Below are 16373 nucleotides of genomic sequence, written 5' to 3'. Positions count from 1 at the left end.
TTATGGATTTTATCTAAGCGCTAAGTAGTTTAGATCACTAATCGGGGAAAATAAGGCCTTCAAGATGAATTCTGAAGGCCCCCTTTCCATATAAATATACGTAAAGCATAAGGAACATATGGCAAAAAAGGTGTTTCTCAACATGAGATATAGCTTTTGATATTGAAAGGAGTGATTCAGTATGATAGATAATATTATTCAATCAGTGACAGAAAAATTATCCTCTTTGCCTTATATAGAAGGCATCGTATTAGGGGGTTCTCGTGCAAGAGGCACCCATACAGAGGATTCTGATATAGATTTCGGAATCTATTACAATTCAGAGTTATTTGACATTACAGTAATTAATCAACTTGCTACAGAGTTGGATGATGAGAATAGAAGCAACCTTATTGTACCTCCCGGAGCATGGGGTGATTGGATTAATGGCGGCGGATGGTTAGTCATAAACGGATATCATGTGGACTTAATTTTACGTGATATTAAACGGGTGGAACAAATAATCAAAGATACGGAGCAAGGAATTGTTACTGCCAATTATCAGACGGGGCATCCCCATGGTTATATAAGTGCTATGTATCGTGGAGAATTGGCAATCAGCAAAGTACTTTATAACAAAAATAGCGGGTTTAATGAATTGAAGAAAAAAGCAGAGATTTACCCTGCTGCTCTAAAAAAGAGCTTAATAAACTTTTTTATATTTGAAGCTGAGTTCTCTTTAATGTTTGTAAAAGCAAATGCAGGAACAGACGATAAATATTATATTGCAGGCCATGTTTTTCGTATTATTTCATGCTTAAATCAAGTACTATTTGCATGTAATAATGCTTATTGCATTAACGAAAAGAAAGCTGTCAAACTGATTGAAACTTTTGAACATAAACCTAGAAAATATGCACAAAAGGTTAATCGTATTTTTGAAGTACTCAGTCTTTCCCTTAATGAATGTTACGAAATGACTGAGAATCTTTATAATGAAGTGAAACAAATTGTATAGGAAATAAATAACTTTTGAGACGAGGAGAATTCATATGAAAGAAAACAAATATGATGATAATATATTTTTTCAAAAATACAGTCAAATGAGTCGCTCACAGCAGGGGCTGGCCGGTGCAGGAGAATGGGAAACATTGAAAAAGCTGCTGCCAGATTTTAAAGAAAAGCGTGTGCTTGATTTAGGATGCGGCTATGGATGGCACTGTATATATGCAATGGAAAATGGTGCTTCTTCTGTTGTAGGTGTTGATATTTCTCGTAAAATGCTCGAAGTAGCAAAAGAAAAAACGCAATTTCCAGAGATTGAATATGAATGCTGTGCCATAGAAGATGTGGATTTTCCCGAGGAGAGCTTTGATGTAATACTAAGTTCTCTTGCGTTTCACTATGTTTCAGATTATGAGTATTTAATAAAAAAGATATCTAGAATGCTGAAAGTTGGCGGTAATTTAGTTTTTACAGTTGAACATCCTGTTTTTACCGCTTATGGAACACAAGATTGGTACTATGACGAAAAAGGAGAGATACTGCATTTTCCGTTGGATAATTATTATTATGAGGGAAAACGAACAGCTGTGTTTTTGGGAGAAAAAGTTACAAAATATCATAGAACACTGACCACATATCTAAATGCACTGCTTTTAAATGGTTTTATAATAAATCAGATTGTGGAGCCACAGCCGCCAGAGAACATGATGGATATTCCGGAGATGCAGGATGAAATGCGCCGTCCCATGATGCTGATTGTATCAGCTAGTAAAAAACAAGAATAGAAAATATTGAAGATATAAACGAGGAGTATGTAAATGAGAACAGAACAGGAAATAATGGATACAATACTTTCCGTAGCAAAAAGTGACGATCGTATTAGGATTATGACCCTCGAGGGGTCACGCACAAATATTAATATACCTAAAGATGAATTTCAGGATTATGATACCACATATTTTGTGACGGATATGAAATCACTTCTATCTAGTGATGATTGGCTTAGTCAATTTGGGAATATCATAATGATGCAAAAGCCAGAGAGTATGGAGCTTTTTCCACCTGAAGAAAAAGGGTACTCATATCTTATGCTTTTTGATGATTATAATAAAATTGATCTTACATTATTGCCGCTAGAAGATTTGGATGATTATTTAAATGGTGATAAATTGATAAAGGTTCTGATTGATAAAGATTGTAGAATTAAAAGGGACATAGTTCCGACTGATATAGATTATCATGTAAGAAAGCCAAGTGCACGGGAGTATGATGATTGCTGCAATGAATTTTGGCATGTAACACCTTATGTTGTTAAAGGATTGTGCCGCAAAGAGATACTGTTTGCAATCGATCATCTGAACCAGATTCTACGGTTTGAATTACTTAGAATGATGTCATGGAAGGTTGGAATAGAAACAGGATTTACATTGAGTGTCGGCAAGAATTATAAATTTTTAGATAAGTATATACCGGAAGATTTATGGAATAGATTGCTATCTACGTATCGTATGGATTCCTATGAAAATGTTTGGAAGTCATTATTTATATGCCACCAAATGTTCAGGGAAGTGTCCAAAGAGGTAGCAGAACTACTCAACTATAGATATCCGGAATATGATAAAAATGTAACAAGGTATACAAAGGATATGTATAAAAAATATGTAGAAAACGATTATTTTTAAGATTAGTAAAATAAAAATTTGATTTTTACTAATAACAATAAGCTAATCATTGGGGGTGAGCATATGACAACCTGGACAAATTGCATTCCAAAGCCTGTACTGGATAAAATAAATGCCTCTGGTAAAACAGGGGTAGAATGGATTGAAAGGTTAGATCATCTCATATACACATTAGAGAAAAGATGGAAGATTGAAGTGATAAAAGTCCTTGAAGGTGGCACCCATGCCTTTATTGGAGAAGCAATTACCCAAAGTAATAAAAGGGTAATATTAAAACTTTCAATGCCTGAGATGATAGGTGAAACTGAATTCGAGAATGAAATTAAAGCTCTTGAATTGGCAGATGTAAATGGCTATGTTCAATTACTTCAGTATGATTTAAGCAGTGGCGCAGCATTATTGGAACAACTCGGTAAACCGCTTAAGATCCTAAATTTACCAGTCGATAATCAAATAGAAATAATCTGTAATACTTTAAGAAAGTCTTGGATTGAAATTCTGAATGGTACTAATCTCCAAGATGGAAAAGACATTTGCTCTTTCTTCTTAAATTTTTTAGATGATCTGTACAAAGAATTTTCTACCCTAATTCCTAGAAAAACTATGGATAAAGTGCTTATGGTATGTGAATCCCGTTTGGATGCATTTATTCCAGAGAAATCTGTTTTGGTACATGGCGATCCTCATAACGCAAACTTATAACAGGATTTATATAGCAACGAGTTTAAGTTAATCGACCCAGATGGTATTTTTTGTGAACCCGCCTACGATTTAGGCATACTTATGAGAAAATGGCCAGATGAATTGTTCGATAATCCAATTATATTGGGTGAAAAACGTTGTGAACTTTTAAGTAAGCTGACAAATGTAGAAAGTCGATTAATTTGGGAATGGGGATTTATACAATGTGTAGCCACTGGATTATTATTGGTGAAAACAGGACAAAAACAAGAAGGTATAAAGCTTCTTAATATTGCAGAATCATGGGCTGGACGCTTTTGACAATAAGGAGGTAAATCATATGCGAGCAATACAAGATAGTAACAGCTCCATGCCTACAACAGATGAAGAGCTGCAAAGGAACATGGTTGGAGAGCTGAAACCGCATAACGCCCCTATCACCCTTGCCGAATACGATCCGATTTGGTCTGAACTATTTGAGCGGGAAAAGCACCGGATTCGTTCAATACTCGGCAGCAAAGCGTTGCAAATTGAACATGTGGGATCAACCTCGGTGCCGGGACTTTGTGCCAAACCAATCATTGATATGCTGCTGGTTGTGAAGGATTCTGCCGACGAGCCGTCATATGTCCCGGCATTGGAAGCAGCCGGTTACACATTGCGGATTCGGGAGTCTGACTGGTTCGAGCATCGTCTGTTTAAAGGACCTGATACCGACATCAATCTGCATGTGTTCAGTTCGGGCACGTCTGAGATGAAACGAATGTTACGCTTTCGTGATTGGTTGCGTTCCAATGAAACCGACCGGGAGAAATATGCGCAAGTCAAGCGAAGCTTGGCAAAGGAAAAGTGGCGGCATGTTCAACACTATGCGAATGCCAAAACATCAATAGTACAGGAGATTATGGAACGAGCAAGTGCAATTAAGTAGTACGACAAACATACTTTTTAATTACTGAGGAGAGGATATGATTATGATTAGGTTTAATAATATATTAGAAAAACAATATAATATAAATTGCATCAATATTATCGCTCAAGCAGGTGGCTGGTCAGCTCTTGCATATAAAGTATTCGACGGTGAGAAGGACTATTTTCTAAAAGTCTACGAAAAAAGTAGAGCTTCAACACCAAAACTGACAGCCCTTATTGATACCTATGTACCAATTACCATGTGGCTGAATGAGAATACGGATATGAAAGAAAAACTCCCCATTCCATTGCTAACCAAAGATGGCAAGTCTAAGTGTGAAGATGACAATGGAATTTATCTGCTTTACAAATATATTGATGGCACAACCGTAGGTAGTAGTGAATTGACAGAGAAGCAGGTGCAGCAGCTTGCAAAAATAATCGCAACTCTTCATTCATATAATGACAAAATACCTATTAATACGAAGTCTATTAGGGAAGATTTTAGCTTGCCATTTCTGAACCAGCTAAAACAAGTATTGCGTAAAGAATGCGCCAGTCTTCCCATGGACTTAAAAAGTTTGCTTGAGGCACACATAAAACCCCTTGAACAATCTATTGACAGAGTTGAAGAACTATCGAAGATTCTGAGGGAAAGTAATCCTAAAATGGTCCTATGTCATACAGATATTCATAATTGGAGCTTGATGCAACGGGATGAGCAGTTAGTTCTAATTGACTGGGAAGGCTTGAAATTGGCTCCAGTAGAAGCTGATCTCATGTTTTTTGTAGATAAGCCATATTATGATGTATTTATGAACATATACCTGAAATTACACAAAGACTTTGTAATCAATACGGATGCTTTATTATTCTATCATATTAGACGTAAACTAGAAGATATATGGGAATTTATTGAACAACTTTTATATGACAATCAAGAGGATAAAGAAAGAAATCAAACTATAAAAGTTCTTGATGGTGAACTGAATAACTAAGTGTTTTGAAAAAATAATAACGTATTATTAAGATAATAATATTGGAGAATTAAATGAATAAACAAGAATTATATCAAATTGCTTTCAGCATAATTAATCATAAAAAGCTACGGAACTTTGGAACTTCGGGGCATGTTACGTGCGCGTTGGAGACAAATAACGGTAACATCTTTACGGGAATATGCATTGACTTGCCTTGTTCTATTGGCTTATGCGCTGAACAGTCAGCTATTGCTGAAATGGTAAAGAACAATGAAACTGCAATCAAAAGGATTATCGCTGTATTTGAAGATGGGAGTATACTTCCACCATGTGGAAGGTGCAGAGAGTTTATTTCACAGATAGACAATCATAATATAGAGACCCAAATTGTATTACCTGAAATGGAAGAAGTGTTGCTGAAAGATTTATTACCAGAAAGGTGGGATGGCAAATGGAACTTAAAAAGATAACTAGCAGGGTCTTTTATTATCCACATCAACCAGAAACTGATCGGCCTATGTTGGCATACTTAAATGGAGATAAAATTGCACTTGCCATTGATGCAGGAAATTCAGCAGACCATGTTGATGAATTTTATAAATCCCTAGAAATCGAGGACCTAAAGAAGCCAGATTTTACTGTCATCACTCATTGGCACTGGGATCATACCTTTGGAATGCATAAAATTCACGGATTGTCCATTGCACACCATAAAACCAACGAGTTTTTGAAACAGGAAAGAGCCAAACTATCTGACAGTGCATATATAAAATTTTTGATAAATGATGATGAGTGCCTAGCTAGAGAATATGTAGATAATAAAAGAATTATTGCTGTTTTATCGGATATCCAATTTGAAAAAGAGCTTACCCTTAATCTAGGTGGAATAACCGCAAAGATTTTTCATACGGCTTCACCCCATTCGGAAGATACGGTGCTTATCTATATTCCTGAGGAAAAAAATATTGTTCTTGGGAGATTCAACAAGCGAGGATTTCTACAATGATTGGTATATGGATAAAGAAAAATTAATGTCATTAACAAATCTGATAGAAAGTATCGACTGTAAGTATTGTATTTTAAGTCATGCAGAGCCTCTAACTAAATCAGATTTATTAGATTACTTAAAATCCATTCTAAAATAATAATCCATGAGGTATATTGATATGTTCCCGTCTACCGATAGTGCCAAAAACGCAGTGGATATGTTTCCGAGAACGGACATACTCAAATGACATTCATTCTGTCCTCTCAAGTCATGTTGAGTCCGTAACGTTGTTGACAAGAAACGAAGCTTAATAAGAAACAATACGATGATTAAGGCCGCGAATTTCGTGGCCTTAATCATTTTCTATTGTAAAAGATAAACAAAAAGTGAAATCCATGAAAACTAACGGAATATTTTTGGATTTGCTAAACGGTAAAAAATCCGCTATAATTTTTAGGGTTAACAACAATTTCTAAAAATAACTAAAAACATTATTAGCATTGAAAAACCGCTAATAGAGACAATCTAATTTGAGGAGAAACAATTGACCTCTTATGAAAGGAATACGTATAGAAAATGAAAGAAAATTTTTGGCAAGAATTACCACGGCCGTTTTTTGTATTAGCGCCGATGGAGGATGTGACAGATGTTGTTTTCCGTCATGTAGTCACTGAAGCAGGAAGACCAGATGTATTTTTTACAGAATTTACAAATTCCGTCAGCTACTGTCACCCAGAAGGACGCAACAGTGTTCGCGGTCGTTTGACCTTTACAGAAGATGAACAACCTATGGTAGCCCATATATGGGGAGATGAGCCAAAATACTTCAGAGAAATGAGTATTGGTATGGCAAAAGAAGGATTCAGCGGAATCGACATCAACATGGGTTGTCCAGTTCCTAATGTAGCCGGTAACGGCAGAGGAAGCGGACTGATCAAACGTCCAGAAGTGGCTGCTGAACTGATTGAAGCTGCAAAAGCAGGCGGACTGCCTGTAAGTGTCAAAACACGATTGGGCTATTTGAAGGTTGATGAATGGAAAGAATGGTTGACTCATTTATTGAAGCAAGATATCGCTAATCTATCGATTCATTTGCGCACTAAAAAAGAAATGAGTAAAGTAGACGCTCACTGGGAATTGATACCAGAAATCGTAGAATTGCGTAACGAGATAGCGCCTCACACATTGATTACGATCAATGGAGACATCCCAGATCGTAAAACAGGTCTAGAATTGGCTGAAAAATACGGTGTAGATGGAGTAATGATTGGACGCGGTATTTTCCACAATCCTTACGCATTTGAAAAAGAACCGAGAGAACATTCTAGCAAAGAATTGTTGGAACTTTTTAGAATCCATTTGGATTTGTTTGATAAGTATACCGTTGATGAGCCTCGTGCTTTTAAACCGCTTCGTCGTTTCTTCAAGATATACGTCAAAGGAATCCGTGGAGCGAGTGATTTAAGAGCTCAATTAATGGAAACTGAAACAACCAATGATGTACGAGCTTTATTGGATGAATTTGAAGAAAAGAATAAAGATATTTTAGGTGAATAAACATTAATTTGAAAAAGCTGTTTTCCTGATTGATTGAGGAAAACAGTTTTTTCTATTTTTCCAATAATTCTTTTACAAAAAAATCCGTAACCTCCCGCATAGTACTCGTTTTGACTAGATGCTCTTCGTCTTCATCAGTAAAATAAATATTTGGGAGTTCTTTTTGTTGATCAGCAAAATCAGCCACATCTTCATAAGGAACAATCAGGTCTTGTTTTCCATGCCAGATAAATAAAGGTCGGCCATCTAGAGTCTCAGGATGAAGAGACAAATCATACTGTGGAATCCAGCTCAGCAATTCTTTGTAGTCTTGAGGTAAGTAACGGTTGGACCACTTAGCGTGTTCGACTATCCTTTCGCGGTAGGCGGACAACTTAGGCGACCCCATCAAACAAGCAGCTGCTTTGATTTCAGGATGATGTGTCAATAAGGCACAAGTGGTTATTCCGCCCATTGAAGTACCGCCTACTCCAATAACATCATCTACAAAACCAATAGTGCGAAAATGATGTACAATAAAACCAAATTCAACTAAATTGGTATGGATACTTTGCCAAAACGTCAAAGAAGGGATTTTGGAAACAGGCTGCTTTCTTTCCCCGTGATTCATAGCGTCCGGTAAAATGACTCTAAAACCTTGGCGTGCCAAATAGCGAGCTTGAGTTAGATTCAGTTCTTTTACTGACTGCCAACCATGATAGTAAATGATCAATGGCAGCAAATCATTGCGTTTTTTTGTTGGAACAACTTCCAGCATTGGGATAGTTCCTAAAGTTCTTTTTCGAATCGTTAATTTCAATTCATCCACCTCATGAGTATCATATCAAATGAATATAGATAAGGAAATGAATACAGTTAGAAGTTTTCGGAAAACAGGTGAAAAGGTTGTTAAAATGGACAAAAAACTATATTTACTTTGCATTAATATAAACAGTGATGTATAGTTATAAATTGTGTGTTCATTATATAAGTAGGAGTGTTTTAAGTTGGAGAAAGAAAAAATTGTTTCAGTAAAAGAAGTAACAGCAAATCCGGCACCACTAGGATTGATGGGATTTGGTATGACAACTATTTTGTTAAATATACATAATGCAGGATTTTTTGAATTAGACGCAATGATTTTAGCAATGGGTATTTTTTATGGAGGTATTGCACAAGTCATCGCAGGTATCATGGAATTTAAGAAAAATAATACATTTGGAACGACAGCATTCACTTCATACGGTTTCTTTTGGCTATCATTAGTGGCATTAAATATTTTACCATTGATGGGATACGGGGAGGCCGCTGGATCTTTGTCTATGGCAGCTTACTTATTCATGTGGGGAGTATTTACATTATTCATGTTCATCGGAACATTACGTATTAACCGTGCATTACAAGTAGTATTTGGTTCTCTGACGATTTTATTCTTTTTATTAGCAATTGGAAACTTTACCGGTTTTAGTTTGATTTTAACGATTGCCGGCTATGAAGGAATCTTATGTGGTTTTTCAGCTATTTATGCAGCTATGGCACAAGTATTGAATGAGTTATACGGCAAAGATATCATGCCTATTGGAGAAGTAAAATAAAATTGATTGGAGAGACTTCGCTGATGATCAGCGAAGTCTTTTATTATGTATATGTATCTATCGGTTCAAATTTCTAATTGCGATTACACAATTTTGAAATTTAAATTTATTTTAAAACAAAATGTGTTTGAATTTCATCTGATAAGTGATATAAGTAAGATAGTACAAAAAGTTAGTAAAACTGGAGGCTTATCAGATGACTATTTACGATATCGAAGTGACTCTTGAAAGCGGAGAAACGTATAAAATGGATAAATACAAAGGCAAAACATTGCTGATCGTCAACACAGCTACCAAATGTGGTTTAGCATCTCAATTCGATGATTTGCAAAAGTTATATGAGAAATACAAAGAAGAGGATCTTGTTGTTTTAGGATTCCCGACGAATCAATTCAAACAAGAAATCGGTTCAGCCAGCGATGCAGCCGAATCGTGCCGGATGACTTATGGGGTAACTTTTCCGATGCACGAAATGATAAAAGTGAATGGAGCAGATGCTCATCCATTGTTTAAATTGCTGAAAAAAGAAACAAAAGGTCTTACAGGAAGAGCTGTAAAATGGAATTTCACTAAATTTTTAGTGGATAAAGAAGGCAATATCATCAAACGCTTTGCGCCTACAACTACACCATTGTCATTTGAAGAAGAATTAACCGGTCTCGTCAGCAAATTCAGTGTTTAAAATAGTCTTATCAAAGACGGAAAAATGTTCTTACATTTTTTCGTCTTTTTTTATTTTCCCCACAGAAAAATATGATAGGCTAGTAAGGAGCAGAATTGCAGATGAAAGAGTTATGGAGGTCCTTATGAAATCAATTCTAGAAACATTAAAACATTATTATGGATATGAGTCTTTTCGACCTGGACAAGAACAACTAATTGAAGCTATTTTAAGAGGAGACGATGTTTTAGGCGTTATGCCTACTGGAGGCGGGAAATCGATTTGTTATCAGATTCCGGCTATTTGTATGGAAGGTGTCACAATCGTTGTGTCTCCTTTGATTTCTTTAATGAAAGATCAGGTAGACGCTTTAGCGACTATGGGAATCAAAGCAGCGTATATCAACAGCCAACTGTCTTTTTACGAGCAAGAAAGCATTCTGTACAGTGCCGTTCATGGGGAATTAGACTTAATTTATGTGTCTCCAGAACGCTTAGAAAACGAGACCTTTATATCCTATGTCCAACAAATGAATGTCAATTTAGTAGCCGTTGATGAGGCGCATTGTGTTTCTCAGTGGGGACACGACTTCAGACCTAGCTATCAAAATATACCTAGATTAATGGATGTTTTGAATAACAGACCACCGTTTGCTGGTTTTACAGCGACGGCGACTACGCCAGTGCGAGCAGATATGATCACGCAATTAAGACTAGAGCAGCCTTATCAATATATTTCCAGTTTTGACCGTCCTAATCTGTATTTTTCAGTGGTCAAACCGAAAAAGAAAGCCGATGAATTGCTGCGTATTTTAGACAACAAAGAATCCAGCATTATTTACTGCAATACGAGAAAGAATGTGGACACTGTTTATGATACGTTAGTCAAAAAAGGGTATCCTGTAACGATGTATCATGCAGGAATCAGTCCACAAGAGAGAACACAAAACCAAGATGACTTTTTATACGACCGAAAACCGATTATGGTGGCTACGAATGCCTTTGGGATGGGGATTGACAAATCAAACGTCAGACGAGTCATTCATTACAACATGCCTTTGGATATGGAAAGTTATTACCAAGAAGCCGGACGTGCAGGAAGGGATGGAGCTCCATCTGAAGCGATCCTCTTTTATTCTGGTCAAGATATCATTACCAATACATTTTTGATCGAACAAGGAAATAACCCGCATGCTAAATCAAATTTGAATACGATGATTACGTACTGCAAAACAGGAAGCTGTTTGCGAAAAACGATTTTAAATTATTTTGATGAAACCCCTGAATGGACCGAGTGCGAGCATTGTTCAAATTGTGATGGGGAAATGATCAAAACAGATATCACTGTAGAGTGTCAAAAAATCCTCTCATGTATTTACCGCATGAATCAAGCCTATGGAACTGGATTGATAGTCGATGTGTTACGCGGAAAATCCACCAGCCGCATCAAGCAGCAAGGGTTTGACGCATTGTCTACTTATGGATTGATGAAAGAATATACGGATGGGGATATCAAAGATATGATTTCTATCATGATCAGTGAAAACTACTTGCACTTAGGTGGGGATCAGTATCCGATTTTGCAATTCACGGCAAAAACCAATGACTTATTACAAGCTAAAGTACGTTTGTCGATGACCAAATCATTGAAAGAAGAACCGACAACAACGAAAAAATCAGTCGAAAATATTGAGAATTATGATACGGGATTATTTGAACAGTTACGCGAATTGCGGAAAGAGATTGCCCAAGGACTGGGTAAGCCGCCATTTGTTGTCTTTTCAGATCGTAGTTTAATTGATATGGCCGCTAAATTTCCTGCTTCAGATGCTGAATTTTTAACCACTCATGGAGTAGGAGAAGCAAAATTAGCTGATTACGGAGATCAGTTCTTAGCTCTTATTAACGATTATATCAGCACAAATGATTTGAATGTGGAACAATTGCGCACAGAAAATTTGTCTACCAAAGCAGTCGTGAAAGCAGCACCTTCTTCAACAAGTCCACGTAAGAAAGGCAAAACACATGAAGAGACATTGAGTTTTTTCCAAGAGGGCAAAACCATTGAAGAAATTGCATCAATTCGTGATTTGTCGCCAACAACGATAGTGAATCATTTGTGTACCTTGATTCAAGAAGGGACAGAATTGGAGTATTCCAGACTAGTTGCTCCAGAAGCTGAATCTGAGATAAGAAAAGCCGTAGAAGAAGTGGGGACAGCATCACTGAAGCCAATTAAAGAAGCTTTAGCGGACTCGATATCTTACGATGAAATCAAGTTTGTCCTAGCGAAAGTAAAAGCAGAGTCGAAGTAATGAAGTTTATTTTTAAATAGATATGGGAGGTCGTCTATTAATCAAGTGAGTGAAGAAAGAGAGTTCATTTGATTAATAGAACAGATTAGCCCTCGAATAAAAGAATATAGACACACCAAAAACACCTATCCTACTTTTGTTACAAGTAGAATAGGTGTTTTTATGTAATAAATCATTTATTCAGATGTGACATTCTCGCTACCGCTCTCTTCAATTGAATTAGGCTCTTCAGAAGGTAGAGGAGATTCGGGGTCTTCGGATTCTTTAGTTTCGTCAGGTGTTTCGTTTGAGCTTCCTTCATCTTCACCTTCACCTTCATCAACTGGAGGAATACCAGGATCACTAGGTTCCGGTTTGGTAGGTTCTTTTACTGAGTCATCCTTTTCTTTTGAAGACTCTGATTCGGATGATTCTGTTTTTGGTTTGGCTTTAGGTTTAGTTGTTTTCTTAGTCGTTTTACCGGTAGAGCTTTTCGGTTTTGACCATTTTTTTGAATTGTTTTGAGAGCTGGATTCAGAACTGTATTCTGTTTCCTCATAAAACTCGCTTTCTTCCAATTCCAATTCACTTTCTTCGCTTTCAACAACTTCTTCTATTTCTTCGGTTTCTTCTTCAACGACCCACAAGTTGCTAGAAATACTGCTGCTGATAGTATCAGTCAATTGACTGCCTCGTGACTCTACTCGCTGGATTGCGGTCAATCCGTCAGCTGAAAGAGGTTCTTTTGCGCGTGATTTTGTCGCAACTTCTTTTTCAATACTTTTTGTCTGAACGGTTTCTTTGCTGAACGTTTTAGTTTGGTTTAATCCCACATAAACAATGGCGAAAAATAAAAGCAATAATACAATAATCGGACCATACTTTTTCATGAAAGACTCCTTTCAATTCACATTATGAGACAATCATATAACAAGCGGTATACAAAAACTAGTTATTTTAAAGATGTTTGGAAAATTGTCACTAAATAGGAATTACTATTCGCAAATACGAGCAAGTTCAAGTAAAGTTAAGCTGAGAAAAGAAATCAATAAAAAGCACACAGATAGGAGATATTCTATGAAAATCATTGTTTTAGAAGGATATACGACAAATCCAGGTGATTTGAATTGGGACGGGTTGAATGAGCTAGGGAATTTAGAGGTTTATCACCGGACCTCTCTAACTGATGAAAAAGAAATTATTGATCGCATAGGGAACGCTGAAATCGTGTTGACCAATAAAACACCTATTACGGGAAGTATCATGGATGCTTGTCCTTATTTGAAATATATTGGCGTATTAGCCACAGGATACAATGTTGTAGACTTGAAGGCTGCTAAAGAAAAAGGGATAGTGGTAACCAATGTTCCAGATTACAGTACGCCTTCAGTAGCGCAAATGACTTTTGCCCTTCTACTAGAGATCTGTCAGCACGTTGGACATCACAGCCAAGCAGTACATGAAGGCAAATGGGAGAAAAGTCCAGATTGGAGCTTTTTTGATTTTCCTTTAATTGAATTGGTTGGAAAAACAATCGGCATTATTGGCTTTGGCAGTATTGGACAAGAGACCGCGAAAATCGCGAATGCTTTTGGTATGAATGTGATAGCTTATAATCGCAGTCAAAGTGAAGAAGGAAAAAAATTGGCTGTTTATGTGTCTTTAGATGAATTATTGAAGCAATCGGATGTTATTTCACTGCATATTCCGTTGGTGGAAGAAACCAAATCGCTTATTGATGAAGAAGCCATTGCAAAAATGAAAAATGGCGTTGTTGTCTTGAATACAGCTCGTGGTGAATTACTGGATGAGCAAGCTGTAGCAGATGCCTTGAATAGCGGGAAAATATATGCTGCTGGAGTTGATGTGGTCAGCACGGAATCTATTGAAAGTTCGAATCCATTATTAAAAGCTCAAAACTGTTTTATCACACCGCACATTGCATGGGCAACTAAGGAAAGCAGAACTAGATTAATTGATATCGCTACGAATAATATCAAACAGTATATAAACGGAGATCCAGTCAATGTAGTGAATAGTGATTAATTCAATTCGTATACAAATAGAGCATTACTCGAAAGAGAGGGGCAATCCGGCTTTTTTTATATTGATCATTATTTGGATGTACGTCTTATTTATGTTTTGTCTATATCAAAATATTCTTTTAAAAGAGCAGCTAAAAAGATTCTAGAAAAAGGAGCGGAGATCCGGTCCTTTTTCTCTACATAAAAAGATCCATAAAAAAAGCGCATTGAAAAATATATTCTTAGTTCAAGCGTATACTTTTTCCATTATAATAAAATACGTTAAGGAATATATGGGGTGAGAATATGCAAAAAATTATGATTATAGAAGATGATCTTACAATTGCCAAAAGTTTGCAGGAAGAGCTGACGAAGTGGAGTTACCAAGCATTTTATACAACTGATTTCAATCAAATCATGGAGCTGTTTACAGAACAAGCCCCGCAATTAGTGTTGATCGATATCAAGTTGCCTTATTTTAATGGATACTACTGGTGTACAGAAATCAGGAAAGTGTCTCAAGTACCGATTATATTTATATCGTCGCAGAATGAGCGAATGGACATTGTTATGGCGATTCAAATGGGAGCAGATGATTTCATTAGTAAGCCCTTCGATTTAACGATTGCGATTGCTAAAATACAAGCTTTATTAAGAAGAACGTATGATTTTAACGAAAGCGATTCTTTTTTGAACCATCAAGGTGTCTATTTGAAAACAAATGAATTGACGCTGCAATTTGAAGAAAAAGAAATGGCTTTGACTAAAACTGAGATGAAAATACTGGAACAGTTGTTTCTGCACAAAAGCGAATTTGTTTCTCGTGAAGCCATTATGGTCAGCTTATGGGAAAACGAAGCGTTTATCGATGATAATACGTTAGCGGTCAATATCGCCCGGTTAAGAAAAAAATTAGCCGAGATAGGGCTGGAGAATTTTATCATCACTAAAAAAGGCTATGGGTACGGATTGATGAAGGGGGAATAAAATGACTTATTTAAAAGAGCAAAGCGCAGTATTTAGGGGGTTTTTATCCGTTAAGCGTTATGAGATAGCTATTTATTTGAGTATGGTCATTCTTTATGGTGTTTTATTTATTTTAGGACGCTTGCCACTGGAATTTTATTTTTACGGCATACTGTTGACTGGATTTTTGTTTTTGTTTTTTTTGATTGTGCAGTTTATTCAATACAATAAACGGTACAAAACATTGAAATACATTGAGACTCAACCTTTAACCGTTTTGAAGGAGCTCGCACCATCTATTGATCCTTCAGAACAATACCTTATTGAAGAGATCAATCATTTGATGGATGAAATAGAGAAATTTCATTACAGTCAGCAAGAAAAAAATACTGAGCAAATGGATTATTTTACCTTATGGCTTCACCAAATCAAAACCCCGATTGCGGCAATGAGTCTATTGATGCAGCAAAATAATGAAAATACAGACTTAACTAAAAAGGTTCGTCAGGAATTGATTCGCATAGAAAATTACACGCATATGGCGTTAAATTATTTAAAGTTGGAACAAGCCGAAAAAGAACTTGATTTAGATGAAGTAGAATTAGATCGTGTCATCAAAAAAGCGCTCAAAAAGTTTTCGATTTTATTTATCTACAATCAGATCACACTAGAGTACCAATCCCTTGAAAAAAAAGTGTTGTCAGATGAAAATTGGCTGCTTATTTTAATAGAGCAGATTTTGTCTAATAGTTTAAAATACACGCCTAAGAAAGGACAGATAAAAATATACATGGATCCGCAGCAAGAAAACCATTTGATTATTGAAGACACAGGGATCGGTATTCGCTCAGAAGACTTGCCCAAGATATTTGAAAAAGGGTATTCGGGATGGAATGGAAAGGTTCAAGAAAAATCTACCGGTTTAGGGCTCTTTTTAAGCAAAAAAATCTGCCGGCGTTTAGGTCACAAGTTAACGATTCAATCAGAAGTAGGTAAAGGAACGCGAGTCAGTATTGATTTGAATCATGAAATAGTGGAAATTTTTTAGTAAAAGACAGTCTTACAAAAGTG

18 protein-coding genes are annotated in these 16373 nt (G+C 36.4%); 16 read left to right on the top strand and 2 right to left on the bottom strand.

The annotated features are described in order from the left end of the window. The first annotated feature begins 181 nt into the window (after positions 1-181). From LMF32_RS01400 to LMF32_RS01355, 10 genes are all read left to right on the top strand, one after another. Complete coding sequence (locus tag LMF32_RS01400) at positions 182-997, top strand: nucleotidyltransferase domain-containing protein (RefSeq protein WP_230523604.1); 816 nt, start codon at positions 182-184, stop codon at positions 995-997. 34 nt (positions 998-1031) lie between these two features. Further along, positions 1032-1769 (top strand): class I SAM-dependent methyltransferase, encoded by a 738-nt coding sequence (locus LMF32_RS01395; RefSeq protein WP_188205200.1) that lies wholly within the window; start codon positions 1032-1034, stop codon positions 1767-1769. Positions 1770-1802: 33 nt separating this feature from the next. After that, positions 1803-2666 (top strand): aminoglycoside 6-adenylyltransferase, encoded by an 864-nt coding sequence (gene ant(6) / locus LMF32_RS01390; protein ID WP_188205201.1) that lies wholly within the window; start codon positions 1803-1805, stop codon positions 2664-2666. A gap of 63 nt (positions 2667-2729) precedes the next feature. Beyond that, the gene (locus LMF32_RS01385; RefSeq protein WP_188205202.1) at positions 2730-3368 is read left to right on the top strand and encodes a hypothetical protein; all 639 of its coding nucleotides are present in this window, start codon (positions 2730-2732) and stop codon (positions 3366-3368) included. Positions 3369-3449: 81 nt separating this feature from the next. After that, on the top strand, positions 3450-3668 hold the full coding sequence (locus LMF32_RS01380; RefSeq protein ID WP_188205203.1) for a hypothetical protein: 219 nt from the start codon (positions 3450-3452) through the stop codon (positions 3666-3668). Positions 3669-3687: 19 nt separating this feature from the next. Beyond that, entirely contained in the window at positions 3688-4278 is a 591-nt protein-coding gene (locus LMF32_RS01375) for a GrpB family protein (protein ID WP_188205204.1), read from the top strand. A 43-nt stretch (positions 4279-4321) separates the two neighbouring features. Further along, entirely contained in the window at positions 4322-5257 is a 936-nt protein-coding gene (locus LMF32_RS01370) for an aminoglycoside phosphotransferase family protein (protein ID WP_230523603.1), read from the top strand. Positions 5258-5310: 53 nt separating this feature from the next. Further along, complete coding sequence (locus tag LMF32_RS01365) at positions 5311-5709, top strand: cytidine deaminase (RefSeq protein ID WP_188205206.1); 399 nt, start codon at positions 5311-5313, stop codon at positions 5707-5709. Continuing rightward, positions 5691-6245 (top strand): MBL fold metallo-hydrolase, encoded by a 555-nt coding sequence (locus tag LMF32_RS01360; RefSeq protein WP_230523602.1) that lies wholly within the window; start codon positions 5691-5693, stop codon positions 6243-6245. Before LMF32_RS01365 ends, LMF32_RS01360 begins: the two co-directional genes overlap by 19 nt. 558 nt (positions 6246-6803) lie before the next feature. Then, entirely contained in the window at positions 6804-7784 is a 981-nt protein-coding gene (locus LMF32_RS01355; RefSeq protein WP_188205208.1) for a tRNA-dihydrouridine synthase, read from the top strand. A 52-nt stretch (positions 7785-7836) separates the two neighbouring features. Here the strand turns inward: LMF32_RS01355 and LMF32_RS01350 are convergent, their stop codons facing one another. Next, complete coding sequence (locus tag LMF32_RS01350) at positions 7837-8583, bottom strand: alpha/beta fold hydrolase (RefSeq protein ID WP_230523601.1); 747 nt, start codon at positions 8581-8583, stop codon at positions 7837-7839. A 187-nt stretch (positions 8584-8770) separates the two neighbouring features. Between LMF32_RS01350 and LMF32_RS01345 the strand changes: the two genes are divergently transcribed. The 3 genes from LMF32_RS01345 (at position 8771) to recQ (ending at position 12333) form a co-directional block, all read left to right on the top strand. Beyond that, complete coding sequence (locus tag LMF32_RS01345; RefSeq protein ID WP_092479454.1) at positions 8771-9358, top strand: GPR1/FUN34/YaaH family transporter; 588 nt, start codon at positions 8771-8773, stop codon at positions 9356-9358. Positions 9359-9554: 196 nt separating this feature from the next. Continuing rightward, a complete protein-coding gene (locus tag LMF32_RS01340; RefSeq protein ID WP_230523600.1) occupies positions 9555-10040 on the top strand; it encodes a glutathione peroxidase in 486 nt (161 codons plus the stop codon). A 124-nt stretch (positions 10041-10164) separates the two neighbouring features. Further along, the gene (gene recQ, locus LMF32_RS01335) at positions 10165-12333 is read left to right on the top strand and encodes a DNA helicase RecQ (protein WP_230523599.1); all 2169 of its coding nucleotides are present in this window, start codon (positions 10165-10167) and stop codon (positions 12331-12333) included. Positions 12334-12509: 176 nt separating this feature from the next. Here recQ and LMF32_RS01330 read toward each other — a convergent pair whose 3' ends face one another. Next, entirely contained in the window at positions 12510-13202 is a 693-nt protein-coding gene (locus LMF32_RS01330; RefSeq protein WP_230523598.1) for a hypothetical protein, read from the bottom strand. A gap of 187 nt (positions 13203-13389) precedes the next feature. Here LMF32_RS01330 and LMF32_RS01325 point away from each other — a divergent pair, with 187 nt between their 5' ends. The 3 genes from LMF32_RS01325 (at position 13390) to LMF32_RS01315 (ending at position 16350) form a co-directional block, all read left to right on the top strand. Further along, positions 13390-14358 (top strand): D-2-hydroxyacid dehydrogenase, encoded by a 969-nt coding sequence (locus LMF32_RS01325; protein ID WP_092479464.1) that lies wholly within the window; start codon positions 13390-13392, stop codon positions 14356-14358. Positions 14359-14642: 284 nt separating this feature from the next. Beyond that, on the top strand, positions 14643-15323 hold the full coding sequence (locus LMF32_RS01320) for a response regulator transcription factor (RefSeq protein WP_230523597.1): 681 nt from the start codon (positions 14643-14645) through the stop codon (positions 15321-15323). A gap of 1 nt (position 15324) precedes the next feature. After that, positions 15325-16350 (top strand): sensor histidine kinase, encoded by a 1026-nt coding sequence (locus tag LMF32_RS01315; protein ID WP_230523596.1) that lies wholly within the window; start codon positions 15325-15327, stop codon positions 16348-16350. Positions 16351-16373 lie beyond the last annotated feature (23 nt).

The organism is Desemzia sp. C1, from assembly GCF_020882875.1.
GTDB classification, from domain to species: domain Bacteria; phylum Bacillota; class Bacilli; order Lactobacillales; family Carnobacteriaceae; genus Desemzia; species Desemzia incerta.
This window is presented reverse-complemented; position numbering and strand designations above follow the sequence as displayed.